This window comes from Rhizobium leguminosarum bv. viciae, assembly GCF_012276115.1.
GTDB classification, from domain to species: domain Bacteria; phylum Pseudomonadota; class Alphaproteobacteria; order Rhizobiales; family Rhizobiaceae; genus Rhizobium; species Rhizobium leguminosarum_T.
Window position 1 is genome coordinate 201,080 of record NZ_WIEU01000006.1, and the last position, 14,401, is coordinate 215,480.

Annotated in this window: 8 protein-coding genes; 1 reads left to right on the plus strand and 7 read right to left on the minus strand. The window is 62.7% G+C overall.

What is annotated here, in order from left to right:
* Positions 1–53 precede the first annotated feature (53 nt).
* Both GFM02_RS14050 and GFM02_RS14055 read right to left on the minus strand, forming a co-directional pair.
* Positions 54–2,582 carry a hypothetical protein gene (locus tag GFM02_RS14050; protein WP_168321928.1) on the minus strand — a complete coding sequence of 843 codons (2,529 nt, stop codon included), beginning with the start codon at positions 2,580–2,582 and terminating at the stop codon, positions 54–56.
* 60 nt (positions 2,583–2,642) lie between these two features.
* Entirely contained in the window at positions 2,643–3,941 is a 1,299-nt protein-coding gene (locus GFM02_RS14055; protein ID WP_168321929.1) for an adenylosuccinate synthase, read from the minus strand.
* A 191-nt stretch (positions 3,942–4,132) separates the two neighbouring features.
* Between GFM02_RS14055 and GFM02_RS14060 the strand changes: the two genes are divergently transcribed.
* On the plus strand, positions 4,133–5,050 hold the full coding sequence (locus GFM02_RS14060) for a DMT family transporter (RefSeq protein WP_062942729.1): 918 nt from the start codon (positions 4,133–4,135) through the stop codon (positions 5,048–5,050).
* 25 nt (positions 5,051–5,075) lie between these two features.
* Here the strand turns inward: GFM02_RS14060 and GFM02_RS14065 are convergent, their stop codons facing one another.
* The 5 genes from GFM02_RS14065 to GFM02_RS14085 form a co-directional block, all read right to left on the minus strand.
* Positions 5,076–5,924 carry a GNAT family N-acetyltransferase gene (locus tag GFM02_RS14065; protein ID WP_027663845.1) on the minus strand — a complete coding sequence of 283 codons (849 nt, stop codon included), beginning with the start codon at positions 5,922–5,924 and terminating at the stop codon, positions 5,076–5,078.
* 370 nt (positions 5,925–6,294) lie between these two features.
* Positions 6,295–8,112 (minus strand): putative bifunctional diguanylate cyclase/phosphodiesterase, encoded by a 1,818-nt coding sequence (locus tag GFM02_RS14070; protein ID WP_168321930.1) that lies wholly within the window; start codon positions 8,110–8,112, stop codon positions 6,295–6,297.
* Positions 8,113–8,242: 130 nt separating this feature from the next.
* Positions 8,243–10,027: a dihydroxy-acid dehydratase gene (locus GFM02_RS14075; RefSeq protein WP_168321931.1), complete on the minus strand. Its 1,785-nt coding sequence runs from the start codon at positions 10,025–10,027 to the stop codon at positions 8,243–8,245.
* The gene (locus GFM02_RS14080; protein WP_168321932.1) at positions 10,024–10,935 is read right to left on the minus strand and encodes an NAD(P)-dependent oxidoreductase; all 912 of its coding nucleotides are present in this window, start codon (positions 10,933–10,935) and stop codon (positions 10,024–10,026) included. The genes GFM02_RS14075 and GFM02_RS14080 overlap by 4 nt, the downstream gene beginning before the upstream one ends.
* A 203-nt stretch (positions 10,936–11,138) precedes the next feature.
* Positions 11,139–14,339 carry an efflux RND transporter permease subunit gene (locus GFM02_RS14085; RefSeq protein ID WP_168321933.1) on the minus strand — a complete coding sequence of 1,067 codons (3,201 nt, stop codon included), beginning with the start codon at positions 14,337–14,339 and terminating at the stop codon, positions 11,139–11,141.
* Positions 14,340–14,401 lie beyond the last annotated feature (62 nt).

Consider the following 14,401-nt stretch of genomic DNA (forward strand, 5'->3'; position numbering starts at 1 on the left):
TTTTCATTCATCTTTGTCCGCAGCCTCGGCACCGCGCCAAGATCGGGAAACCGTCACTGGCTCGTCGACACATCTCCGAGCGCAGTCCATTCCTTGATCGCGGTATTGAAGGCGTCCGTTCCGGTACCGCCCTTTTCCATCGTCAGCAGCGCGCGGCGGCCGTTGCGGTAGGTGATCGGAATATCGATCCAGTTGCGGGTCGACATCAGGTCGAGATTGGCCTTGCGCGCATCAGGGTAGTCGTTGAGCGCGATCATGTGGAAATCGTCGGTGATCTTGGCCGGAACCGCGATCAGCGCGTCACCGCGATCCTGCTCCGTGCGCTTCATCGAGATGCGCTGGACGCTGTCGATGCTGCCGCCTTCGAAATTCGGCGGCACCGAGAAGACGATCTCGACGAGATGGCTTGCCGGCAGCGACGGATCGGAATTGCGCTTGAAGGTGACGAGAGCCGAAAGATTGCGCTCGGGAACCGTGACATTGCCCTGCACCGTCGCCTCCTGCCGGCCATCCTGGCCAGCCTCGTGCTGCACGCTCCAGACGACCGATCCCTCGATCGCCGTCGGCGAGCTCTGGCCGATGCGCTCCTCATAGAGGAACATCTTTTGCGACGAGCCGACGGGCGCGGTCTGCGGCGGCGATGCCACCGGGCCATTCGGCGTCCGCGCGTCGGCGGGTGCCGCATCGCCCTGCGCGCTGGCAGGCGGTGTATCGGCTGCCGCAACATTCTGTTCGGCGACCGACTTTCCTTCCGCGGTCGGCGTTCCCGGCACAGTCGCCGGGCCACTGTCGACCTCGGTTCCATCGGTGAGCAGCCGCTGGGTGAATTTCGAATTGGCCGCAGCGCCGTCATTGTTCACTGACGCTACCTGCGGATTCGGCTGCGCCGGCGCCGCTGGAGTATTCTGCGCTCCTGGTGTGGTTGGCTGGGCTGGCGTCACCGCGCCCGGCTGAGCAGGCGTCGCCGAGCCATCCGGCGGCGTTGCCGCCTCGTTCCTGGTCGCCTGCGACGGTGCCGAGCTGACGAGCCCGTCGACCATCGCCACCAGCGCCTCCCTGTTCGTCCAGCCGGCATAGGCGCCGCCACCGATCAGGATGAGTGCGAAGATGAGCGTGATCACGGTGCCGATGCCGAAGCGGCGGCGCTTCGGCTCCATACGGAAGCTCTTGCCCTGCAGCTTGGAGGCGACAATCTGGTCGATATCCATCGACGGATCGGCGTCATCGTCATCAGCGGCGACAGAGCCGCGGCGGTCGTAGCCGCGCAGCGCCTTCGCCTCGCGCCAGTCCTCGCTCGGCGCGCCGCTAGCAGGCGCTGGCTTGCCGTTGTGTACTTCGGCAAAGATATCGACATCGTCGAAATGAGAGGCAACCGGCGTCTTCTTATTGTTGCCGGCCTCGATCGGCGGCAGATCGTCGAAGGCAGCCGTCTCCCAGGAAAAACTTTCCTTGGCGGCCGGCATGACGGCGGCGGGTGCCACCTTTTCGAGGCTCGATATCACCTCCTCGAAGGCGCGCGCCGAGGCATCGGCGGTAATCGGCGCCGGCGCCGTCTCCGAATATTGCCGGAGTTCCTCTTCCGCCCATTCGGTCTCCGCATCCTTAGGCGCCGGAGCCGGCGTTTCGGCAACGGGCTCTGTCCAGACGGGGTCGAAATGCGCCGCAGCTTCGGCCTGCAACGGCTCCTCGCGGCTGTGCTCGACGAACTCCCGCGGACGATCGAAATCGGCGACCGGCTCCACCAGACGGTTGGATGCGTGGTCTATGCCGCGGGTGATCGGCGGCAACGGCTCGACGGGCTCGTAGGCCTCCTCGGCCTCCGGCTCCTCGCTTTCCACCGCCGCCGGTTCGTCCGCGATCTCGTCGGCTTCCAGGGAATGCTGCTCGTCAGCACGGTCTTCGTCGGCTTGCTCGTCGCGATGCTCGGAGGCTGGCGCTTCCCAGCCGTCATGTTCGGCCGGCACGTCTTCGGCAGTGACGTCGCGCGCCTCGCTGGCATGCCACTCCTCGGCCGGCGCTTCCTCCTCCTGCGAGGGATGCCAGTATGTTTCGGCCGGACCGGATGTCTCCGGTGAAACCGATGTCTCGGCGGAAACAGGGGTTTCCGCGGGAACGGATGTTTCAGTGGAAACGAGCGTTTCCTGGGAAAGAGGCTCCTCCGCAGCGACCTCTTCCTCAGTTTCCTCCGACGCGGCGGCTTCCACATGATCGGGCTCGTCGGCGGCCTCGGCCGCCTGCGGTTCCGCATAGGTTTCGTCGACCGGTTCCTCGACAGCCGTCTCCGGCGCCGGTTCGCTTTCGTCGGGAACCGCTTGTTCTTCGAAGGATTCCGCCGCGACGACGGCCGCAACCGGCTCATCGAGCGGCATCGCCTCGGAGTGTTCGCCTTCCACTTCGCGGATGGCAGCCTCGAGCTTTTCGAGCTGGCGTTGCAGCATGGCTTCCGGCGGACGCGGCTTCATGTTCTCGAGCTGCCGCTGCACTGCGCCGCGGGCACGTTCGTAGACCTTCACCCGCATCTCGGGGGTATTTTCAGCCAGGCCGTCGACGGCCCGCCGAATGACTGCAATAAAATCCGCCATCAGTACTTTCTCAAGAAGTCCGGCACTCTACCGAACCATCCTCCACAGTGACCCGTGAGCTTAATCCTCAAACGGATCGGTCACAAGTATCGTGTCATCCCGCTCCGGGCTGGTGGAAAGGAGCGCGACGGGTGCCCCGATCAGCTCTTCGACCTGGCGAACATATTTGATCGCCTGTGCCGGCAGATCCGCCCAACTGCGGGCGCCAACGGTCGATTCCTTCCATCCCTCCAGGGTGACGTAGATCGGTTCGACCCTAGCTTGCGCTCCCTGGCTTGCGGGAAGATGATCAATCTGTTCGCCGTCGAGCATGTAGCCGACGCAGATCTTCAATTCCTCGAGCCCGTCGAGCACGTCGAGCTTGGTGAGCGCAATGCCCGTGATGCCGTTGGTGGCGACCGACTGGCGTACGAGTGCGGCGTCGAACCAGCCGCAGCGGCGCTTACGCCCCGTCACAGTACCAAATTCATGCCCCTTATCGCCCAAGAACTGGCCAATTTCGTCGGTGAGCTCGGTCGGGAATGGGCCTTCGCCGACGCGCGTCGTATAGGCCTTGGTGATGCCGAGAATGTAACCGAGCGAGCCGGGTCCCATGCCGGAACCGGCTGCCGCCTGGCCGGCCACCGTGTTCGAGGAGGTCACGAAGGGATAGGTGCCGTGATCGATATCGAGCAGGCTGCCCTGCGCGCCTTCAAAGAGGATGCGAGCACCCTTGCGGCGCTCCTTGTCGAGGAAGAGCCAGACCGTATCACGGAAAGGCAGTACCCGATTGGCGATCGAGGTCAGTTCGTCCATGATCGCCTGGTGGCTGACTTCGGCAACGCCAAGGCCGCGGCGAAGCGCATTGTGATGCGTCAGAATACGGTCGACCTTGCCGGAAAGACTCTCGAGATCGGCAAGATCCATGACGCGGATGGCGCGGCGGCCGACCTTGTCTTCATAGGCCGGGCCGATGCCGCGGCGCGTCGTGCCGATCTTGGTGCCGCTGTTCGAGGCCGCATCCTCGCGCATCGCGTCGAGCTCGCGGTGCAGCGACAGGATGAGCGTCGCATTGTCTGCAATGCGCAGATTGTCAGGCGTGACCGCCACGCCCTGCGCCTCCAGCCGGCCGATCTCGGCGATCAGCGCATGCGGATCGACGACGACACCGTTACCGATGACGGCCATCTTGCCCGGGCGCACGACGCCGGACGGCAGCAGCGAGAGCTTGTAGCTCGTGCCGTCGATGACGAGCGTATGGCCGGCATTGTGTCCGCCCTGATAGCGCACAACGATATCCGCACGCTCCGAAAGCCAGTCGACAATCTTGCCCTTGCCTTCGTCACCCCATTGCGAACCGACCACGACTACGTTCGTCATCCAACTCTTCCTGTTACCGGCGCGGAACCGCGCACCTGCTCAAACCCGCGCATCTATAAAGCTTTGTTTTTTGGAAAGCGACCCTGTTGTCACAGCAGATTGGGCTTTTTACGTGACAAATCAGCAGCCGACAGGCTATTTCCCCTCACAAAACGCCGCTCGGCGATCGCGGAAAGACGGGAAGAACGCTCTTGCAAGCCACGGCCTATATCTGCCTCGTGATCGCCACCCTCTGCTGGGGCGGCAACTCCGTCGCCGGCAAACTCGCGCTCGGGCATATCAGCCCGATGATGCTGACCTTCCTGCGCTGGTTCCTCGCCGTCGCGATGATCGCCGTGATTTCAGTACCGCAACTGCGGAAGGACTGGCCGGTAGTCAGGAAGAACCTGCCGCTGCTCCTCTTCTACGGCGTCATCGGCTACACCCTTTTCAACGCCATGCTTTATTCGGCCGTGCAATATACGACGGCGATCAACGTCGCCATCGAGCAGGCCGGCATCCCGATGCTGATCTTCCTGCTGAATTTCATGTTCTTCCGTACCGGCATCTCGCTGGCGCAATGTCTCGGTTTCGGCATGACGCTGATCGGCGTCGCTCTGACCGCCGCACATGGCGACCTCGCAACGCTGCTGCAACTCAGCCTCAACCGCGGCGACGGGCTGATGCTGATCGCCATTGCCGCCTATTCGGTCTACACGATCTTCCTGCGCTGGAAGCCGCCGCTCGACTGGCGCACGCTGATGGCGGTCCCGGCGCTCGGCGCCATGCTGACTTCGCTGCCGCTGCTCCTCTGGGAGGCCGGCCGGGGTGCCGCGCAATGGCCCGACCAGGCCGGCTGGGTCATCACTCTCTACACGGCGATCTTCCCCTCGCTGGTGGCGCAGATCCTCTATATCAAGGGCGTCGTGGCAATCGGCGCCAACCGCGCCGGCCTCTTCATCAATCTCGTGCCGGTGTTCGGAACGCTGCTCTCCGTCGCCCTGATCGGCGAGCAGCTGCAGTCCTTCCATGTGATCGCACTGGTGCTGACCTTGGGCGGCATCGCGATCGCCGAAAAGGGCCGTCCGAAAGCTTCGTCGCCGACCGTGCCCGCCTCACCCATGGATTAAAACCTTTTCCTGGTCAGGAAAGGCTTTAACCAAGCTCCAGCGTCGTCACGCCGAAGACGTGCTTCAGCGGGATGGCCGGTGCCGGTCCGCGATACATGCGTGTCGTCTCGAATACCGGTTGAAGGCCGATGCCTTCGGCAAGCGCGACCGCCTCGTGGTTCTCTGCGGGAATGTCGATGAAGACCGCGGCCCCTTTCGCCTCGGGGATCAATTCGGCAAGCAGCGCCGCGGCGCTATCGGCATCGTTGGCAAAGAGCGGGCCGATCTTGTAGCCCTCATAGCAGCGGCGGATCGTGCCGTAACCGCGGATCTTGTGGCTCTTGCGCACCACCGCCGAACGACGGCCCTTGCGGGCGGTGCACCAGGCAGCGAGAAAGGCATCCCGCGGCTGCGGAAAGATCGACGAATCATATCGCTGCAGGCCTTCGAGGCGTGAATCCAGCACCGGTTGCGCGACAAGCGTCGAGACAGGCAAGGAAGTAGCGACACCGCCATAGCGAATGGTGGAATAGGCGGGTTCGAAGCCGGCCTTGCGGTAGTTGTCCTGCTGTGCGGCGACGCCGTCGAGACCGATCGTGCGGTCTCCCGCGCTGGCAATGCCCGCCGCCCAGATCGCCTTGCCATAACCCTTGCCACGAAAATCGGGATGGACGATGTAGAGGCCCAGGAAGGCGAAAATATCGCCATATTTGACGACCGAGATCGAGCCGACGGGGACTTCACCGATGGATCCGACGAAAAATCCCGACGGATCAGCCTCGTTGAATGCAAGCGAATCGTCGAGACCAGGGTTCCAGCCTTCCTGACGCGCCCATTCGAGCACGAGTTCCAGTTCGCCGGGCCGCATCGAACGAACGGCAAATTCCGAATTCATGCAACTTTCCCAGATTGAATGTCCCGCAAGTCCATCCCGGCAACGGCAAAGCAATTGTCAGGCCCCAGCTCCCGATTGCACCTGCGAACGATGGAGAGCCGCGCTCATGGACTTGACGACGCGTATAATCATTTTTCGATGCAATACAGAAAGCTTCGTTTCCGCATTACCATGAAACAATGCCGTTGCAAGCTCAAGAAAATTACTTGGGCCTCAATTATCTTCCAGCCGATGCGAATAAAAAGCCGCGCCGAAAAGATGCCGCCCTGCCAATTTGAAAGACGAGAGAAGCATCCGTCCGAAATCACTTCCGCGACGCGGCAAAAAACCGGGAGCGACGACAGTCGCCCGCGGAAGGATCACCGGCCGTTCAACTGCTCATCGCGGCCTTCTGCTTTTCGATTCGGCTCGTCAGCGATGAGAAAAGACGGTCTGTCTCGGCCGCCGGTGCGGGATAACCGAACGCATAACCCTGCAGGCCGTCGCAGCCGAGCTGCGCCAGCACCACGGCATGCGCCTCGGTCTCGATACCCTCGGCGATCACCTCGACATCGAGTGCCTTGGCGATTTCCACGATAGAACCCACCACGCGCCGCTGCTCCGCGGAGCTGACGACCTCTTTGACGAGCTGCCGGTCGATCTTCAGCCGCTTCGGCCGCAGCTTGACGAGACCGATCAGCGAGGCATGGCCCGATCCGAAGTCGTCGATCTCGATGTCGATGCCCATCTGTTTGATATCGCCGATATGAGCGAGCAGTTTTTCGTCGCTGTCGTCGAGGAAAATCGTCTCGACCAGTTCGAAGACGATCACGCCGGGCGGGATATCGAGTTTCCTCAGCTTGTCGAGCAACGCCGGATCGGCAAGGCGCGACGCCGAAATATTGACGGCGATGCGCGGAACCGCAAGGCCGTGCAATAGCCAGAACAGCCGATCTTCGAGAACGCTTTTGAGGATCGCCGCGTCGATCTCCGCCGCAAGTCCGTGCTCGTCGGCGATCTTCAGGAATATGCCGGGGGCGAGCACGCCCTTCTCGGGATGTTTCCAGCGCGCCAGCGCCTCGAAGCCGATGACCTCCCGCGTCCGGGCGTCGAGCTGCACCTGATAATAGGGAAGGATCTCGCCGCGCTCCAGTCCGAGCTTCAGCTCTTCGGCGAGGCGACGCTTGGAGCGCAGATCCTCCTGCAATTGCCGTGTGAAGAATTCGACGCGGTTGCGCCCGAGCTTCTTGGCCTGGTAGAGCGCCAGGTCGGATTCTGCAAGCAGGTTGCGCGCCCGCCGATCGCCGCTCCAGGAAACGCCGATCGAGGCGCCGGACGGCAGCATCGCCTGGCCGAAGCGGATCTTCTTCCGCAGCCGGCGCTGGACATCCTCGGTGATCTGCTTCAGCTCTGCGAGATCGGTGAAATTGACCAGCACGATGACGAATTCATCGCCGCCGACACGGGCGACCATGCCATTCGCAGGAATGACGGCAGTGATGCGAAGGGCCGCAGCCCTGAGCACGGCATCGCCTGCCGCATGACCGTGGCTGTCGTTGATCTGCTTGAGCTGGTCGAGGTCGAGATGCAGCACGCCAAGCGTCGTGATGCTTTTGTCGGCCGGCAGTTCCGCCAGCCGCTTGTCGAGAAGGCGCCGGTTCGGCAAGCCGGTGAGATAGTCGTGATCGGCGACATGCTCGATGCGCGCATTGCTTTCTTCCAGCGCCAGCGCCCTCGCCTCGGCCACCACCTTCTGCCGCGCGAGTTCCGCGTTGAGCAGGACGTCGGCCGTCACATCCCATTCGGCGCCGATGAAGGACGGCAGACCCTCCGCATCAACATAGAAATGGGCGCGCGAACGTAGATGGCGGATTTCGCCGCTGGGCAATATGATCCGGAATTGTGAGTTATAGGCGCCGCGCGTCCCGATCGCCTGCTCGAAGTCGCCTTCGGCCCGCTCGCGATCATCGGGATGGATGGCGTTCGACCAAAGCGATGCCGGCACCAACCGGCAGGTCTCGCCGGTCTCGTAGAGACGATGCATCTGCGCATCCCACAAGATCCCGCCCTGCTCGATGCTGTGCTCCCAGACACCGATCCGGGATGCATCGAGAGCGAGTTCGAGCCGACGCAGAAGATCCTGAAACTCTCGTTCGGATCGTGTGGCTTTGTTCTCTGGCAACGCGGTCCCAGCCTTAGAAGCTTGCATAACGGCAATATGGTCTCAAGCCGGCATTAATGAAGCCTTGTCCTGATGACCGAACTAGTGACTAGGTGAACTGTTCGTTACGACTTCTCCTTTTGGATCAAAGGACTTGCAGTCTGCGGCAGCTTCAAGATCAGTGGTTGTGCCGCGGCGGGTTCTTTGCGATCTGGCGGAATTCCGTAGCACCCTCCAGCACCGCGCCATCCGACAATTGCGTCACCGAGCGGCGGTAGATCTGCTGCCACGGCGTCGCATCCGCCGGCACCGGCGGGATGCCATCGCCCTTGCGCCGTTCGATCTCGGCGTCCTCGACCAGCATGTCGCAGCGCCCGTGATTGAAATCGATGCGGATGATATCGCCGGTACGAAGCCAGGCGAGGCCGCCGCCGGCGGCGCTTTCCGGCGAGGCGTTGAGGATCGAGGGACTGTCCGCCGTGCCCGATTGGCGGCCGTCGCCGATCGTCGGCAGGCTGTGGATGCCGCGCTTCAGGAGATGATCCGGCGGCTGCATGTTGACGACCTCAGCCGAACCCGGCCAGCCGATCGGCCCGGCGCCGCGGATGACGAGGATGGTATTTTCGTCGATGCCGAGTTCGGGATCGTTGATGCGTTTGTGATAGTCCTCGGAACCATCGAAGACCACCGCCCTGCCCTCAAAGACGCCTTCGCGCCCGGGTTCTTGAAGGTAGCGCCGGCGGAAATCCTCAGAGACCACGCTCATCTTCATGATCGCGAAATCGAAGAGATTGCCTTTGAGAACGAGGAAGCCCGCCCGCTCCTTCAGCGGCTTAGCGAACGGCGTGATGACCTCGCGGTCGCGCGCTTCCTTGCCTTCCAGGTTCTCGGCCATCGTCCTGCCCGTCACCGTGCGACAGTTGCCATCGAGCTTTCCGGCCTGCAGCAGTTCCCACATGATCGCCGGCGTACCGCCGGCGCGATGAAAGCGCTCGCCGAGATAGGCGCCCGCAGGCTGGACATTGGCCAGCAGCGGGATATCGAAACCATGCACCTGCCAGTCGTCGGGATAGAGTTCGACGCCGGCGTGCTTCGCCATCGCGGCCAGATGCGGCTGCGCGTTGGTCGAGCCGCCGATCGCCGAATTGGTGCGGATCGCATTCAGGAAAGCCTCACGCGTCAGGATATCCGACGGCTTCAGATCCTCGAACACGATTTCGACGGCGCGTCGCCCGGTGCGATAGGCCATCTGGCCGCGCTCGCGGTAGGCGGCCGGAATGGCGCCGCAGCCGGTCAGCGAAAGGCCGAGCGCCTCGGCCAGCGCATTCATCGTCGAAGCCGTGCCCATCGTATTGCAGTGGCCGACGGAAGGCGCAGAATCGAGCGCCGCCTGCAGGAACTCCTCCCGATCGATCTCGCCTGCGGCATATTTCCGCCGCATCCGCCAGATCACCGTGCCGGAGCCCGCCAGTTCCCCCTCGTGCCAGCCGTCGAGCATCGGGCCGCCGGAGAGCACGATCGCCGGGATATCGACCGTCGAGGCCGCCATGATCGCCGAAGGCGTGGTCTTGTCGCAGCCGGTGGTCAGCACGACGCCGTCGAGCGGATAGCCGTAGAGGATTTCGACGAGGCCGAGATAGGCGAGATTGCGGTCGAGTGCGGCTGTCGGGCGCTTGCAATTCTCGAAGATCGGATGTGTCGGAAACTCGATCGGAATGCCGCCGGCATCGCGAATGCCGTCGCGCACGCGTTTGGCAAGCTCAATATGCACCCTGTTGCAGGGCGTAAGATCGCTGCCGCTCTGGGCAATCCCGATGATCGGCTTGCCGGAGCGCAGCTCTTCCGGCGTGATGCCGTAATTCATGAAGCGCTCAAGATAGAGCGCTGCCATGTCGATATGATCGGGATTGTCGAACCAATCCTGCGAACGTAGGCGCCGCTTCGGCGAATTGCTGTCTGTCACGTCTTTCCTCCCGGCCGGGCATTCTTCTCTTCAAGATGGAGGAGCAGGCCGCTGTGATCCTTTTCGCCATTGCCATTGGCGACGAATTCGCTGAATTCGGCATGTACCGCCGCAGTCAGCGGCAGCGTCAACGACAGGGTCTTGGCCGTCTCCATGGCGGCGTTCAGATCCTTCAGCTGGTTGCTGGACGAACCGCCTGGCGTAAACTGCCGCTCGACCATGCGCTTGCCGTGCAGCTCAAGGATACGGCTCTCGGCAAAGCCGCCGCGAATGGCGTCCCGAAAGGCCGCCTGCGAGCCGCCGCCCGCTTCGATCAGCATCATCGCTTCGGCGACGGCGCCGATCGTCACCGCGACGATCTGCTGGTTGGCAAGCTTGGCAAGCTGGCCCGCCCCGCTTGAACCGACGCGGGTCACGCGCCCCATCGGCGCAAAGACATCTGCAAGCCCGTCGATCACGTCCTTGTCGCCGCCCGCCATGATCGCGAGCGTACCCGCTTCCGCGCCGACGACGCCGCCAGATACCGGCGAATCGACATGATGGATGCCGCGATCGGCAAGCCTCGCCGAATGGTCGCGGGCGAAATGTGGGGCAATCGAACTCATGTCGATGACGGTTGTGCCAGGCGTCATCGCATCGACCGCTCCGCGGTCGAACAACACGTCCTTCACCGCCTCGGCGTTGGTGAGCATGGTGATGACGACGTCGGCGCCCGAGACGGCATCATCAGGTGTTCTCGCGCAAATCGCCCCGTCTCCCGCAAGCGGCTCGGCCTTGCCGGGATCGCGATTCCAGACGGTGACGGCAAAGCCCGCGCCAAGCAGCCGGCGAGCCATCGGCGCGCCCATCAGGCCGGTGCCGAGAAAGGCGATCCGCCTGCCGTCATGGCCGTCTCTCGAATTCGTCATTCAGTCCTCCCAACTGTTGTCCGTCTTTGATAGTCCCCTCGCCCATCGTTGCAAACCGTTTTGACGGACGTAACGCATTTTTGTCACATGCCCTGGCGGGTTGTCCGAAGGCCGCGCACAATTCGCCTCATGCCCTAAAAACGATACGGGCGAGAACCGAAGTTCCCGCCCGATTTACCCGACAAAGGAAGGTTGAATTCCGTTTATTCCGCCGCGAGCCGGATGACCTCCGCCTCTTCTTCCTTGTGTTCGTCCGGCTTGTGCTGGATGAGCGGACGGTTGCCCGTCAGCCGCCGCAGCAGCACATAGAACACCGGCGTCATGAAGATGCCGAAGAAGGTCACGCCGATCATGCCCGAGAAGACCGCGACACCCATGGCCGCACGCATTTCCGCGCCGGCGCCGGTGGAGACGACGAGCGGCACGACACCCATGATGAAGGCAAGGGAGGTCATGAGGATCGGGCGAAGGCGAAGGCGGCTGGCCTCGATCGCGGCCTCTCGCGGCGTCCTTCCCTCGAACTCCAGTTCGCGCGCGAATTCCACGATCAGGATCGCGTTCTTCGCCGATAGACCGACAAGCACCACAAGACCGATCTGGGTGAAGATGTTGTTGTCTCCACCGGTGAGCCAAACGCCGGTCAGCGCGGCCAGCACGCCCATCGGCACGATCATGATGATCGCAAGCGGCAGCGTCAGGCTTTCATACTGGGCGGCCAACACGAGGAAGACGAGCAACAGTGCCAGGGGGAAGACGACGATGCTCGAATTGCCGGCCAGGATCTGCTGATAGGTCAGATCCGTCCATTCGAAGTCGATGCCCGCAGGCAGGGTCTCGTGAAGGATCTTCTCGATTGCCGCCTGCGCCTGACCCGACGAGAAGCCCGGTGCCGGACCGCCGTTGATATCGGCGGCAAGGAAGCCGTTGTAGCGGTTCGCGCGTTCCGGACCGGTGCTCGGTTCCACCTTCAAGAGGGCCGAAAGCGGGATCATCTCACCCGATGCCGACCGGACCTTCAACTGGCCGATATCTTCCGGCTGGGCACGGAATTTCGCATCGGCCTGCACACGGACGCTGTAGGTGCGGCCGAAGGCGTTGAAGTCGTTCACATAGAGCGAACCGAGATAGATCTGCAGCGTCTGGAAGACGTCGGTGACGGAAACCCCGAGCTGCTCGGCCTTGGCACGGTCAAGATTGGCATAGAGCTGCGGCACGTTGATCTGGAAGCTGGAGAACAGCCCGGCGAGCTCAGGCGCCTGATAGGCTTTTGCAAGCACGGCCTTGGTCGCCTCGTCGAGCGCCTGGTTGCCGAGGCCGGCACGATCCTCGATCTGCAACTTGAAACCGCCCGTCGTGCCGAGACCATTGACCGGCGGCGGCGGGAACATGGCGATGAAGGCATCCTGGATGACGCCGAACTTCTGGTTCAGCGCCATGGCGATTGCGCCGCCCGAGAGATCAGGCGTCTTGCGCTCTTCGAAGTCCTTCAGTGTCACGAAGACGATGCCGGCATTCGAGGAGTTGGTGAAGCCGTTGATCGACAGGCCCGGGAAAGCAATCGCATTGGCAACGCCCGGCTGCGCCAGCGCGATGTCGGTCATGCGCTTGATGACGTCTTCCGTGCGGTCGAGGCTTGCGGCATCCGGCAACTGGGCAAAGCCAATCAGATACTGCTTGTCCTGCGACGGCACGAAGCCGCCGGGGACCGTGCTGAACAGGCTGTAGGTCGCACCGACCAGCGCCAGATAGATCACCATGACGATGCTCTTGCGCGACAACAGCCCGCCGACGCCCTTGCCGTAGGCATTCGAGCCCGCGCCGAAGACACGGTTGAAGCCCCGGAAAAACCAACCGAAGATAGCGTCCATGAACCGCGTCAGCCAATCCTTCGGCTGATCATGGCTCTTCAGGAGAAGGGCTGCCAGCGCCGGAGACAGCGTGAGCGAGTTGAAGGCCGAGATGACGGTCGAAATCGCGATAGTCAGCGCGAACTGGCGGTAGAACTGACCCGACAGGCCGGAAATGAAGGCGAGCGGCACGAAGACCGCAACGAGCACCAGCGCAATCGCGACGATCGGACCGGAGACTTCCTTCATAGCCTTGTAGGTGGCAGCCCGCGGCGACAGGCCTTCCTCGATATTGCGCTCGACGTTTTCGACCACCACGATCGCGTCGTCGACGACGATACCGATCGCAAGCACCAGTCCGAACAGACTGAGCGCGTTGATCGAGAAGCCGAAGACATACATCACTGCGAAAGTGCCGATGATCGAGACAGGAACGGCGATCAGCGGGATGATCGAGGCGCGCCACGTCTGCAGGAACAGGATGACGACGAGGACGACGAGCGCGATGGCTTCGAGCAGGGTGTCGATGACCTTCTCGATCGAGGCCCGCACGAATTTCGTCGTATCGTAGACGATCTCGTATTTGACGCCCTCAGGCATGGCGAGCTGCAGCTGATCCATGGTCGCGTTCACATTGTCCGCGATCTCGATCGCGTTCGAACCTGGCGCCTGAAGAACGGCGACGGCGACGGCCGGCTTGCCGTCGAGCAGCGAACGCAGCGTGTAGTCCGCAGCACCGAGCTCGATGCGGGCGACATCGCGAAGGCGGGTGATCTCGCCATTGGCGCCCGTCTTGACGATGATGTTGCCGAACTCTTCGGGCGTGCGCAGGCGGCCCTGGGCATTGACGTTAAGCTGCAGGTCCACACCAGGCTGGCTCGGCGATGCGCCGATGATACCGGCGGCGGCCTGGATGTTCTGGGAACTGATCGCACTGCTGATGTCGCTGGCGGCAAGATTGTGCTCGGCGGCCTTCTGCGGGTCGATCCAGACACGCATGGAATAGTCGCCGGCGCCGAAGACCTGCACCTGACCGACGCCTGCGATGCGGGCGAGCCGATCCTTGACGTTCAGGGTCGCATAATTGCGAAGATAGGTGATGTCGTGATTGTTCCCGTCGGAGACGAGATTGACGACCATGATGAAGTTGGGCGAGCTCTTGACTGTCGTGATGCCGAGCGAACGGACTTCCGCCGGCAGGCGCGGTTCGGCCTGTGAAACGCGGTTCTGCACGAGCTGCTGCGCCTTGTCGGGGTCGGTGCCGAGCTTGAAGGTAACGGTGACGTTGAGCACGCCGTCCGATGTCGCTTGGCTGGCCATATAGAGCATGCCTTCGACGCCGTTGATCTGCTCTTCGAGCGGCGTCGCCACCGTTTCGGCGATGACGCTTGGGTTGGCGCCGGGATAGGTAGCGCGCACGACGATCGACGGCGGCACGACCTCCGGATATTCGGAAATCGGCAGCGCGCGCAGGCCGATCAGGCCGGCAACCAGGATGAGGACCGAAAGAACGCCGGCAAAGACCGGGCGGTCGACAAAGAATCTGGAGATGTTCATATCAAAGCCCTCTCCGGGGTGAACATGGATGCAAAGCCCCTCTCCGGCGGTTTGGCAGCCGC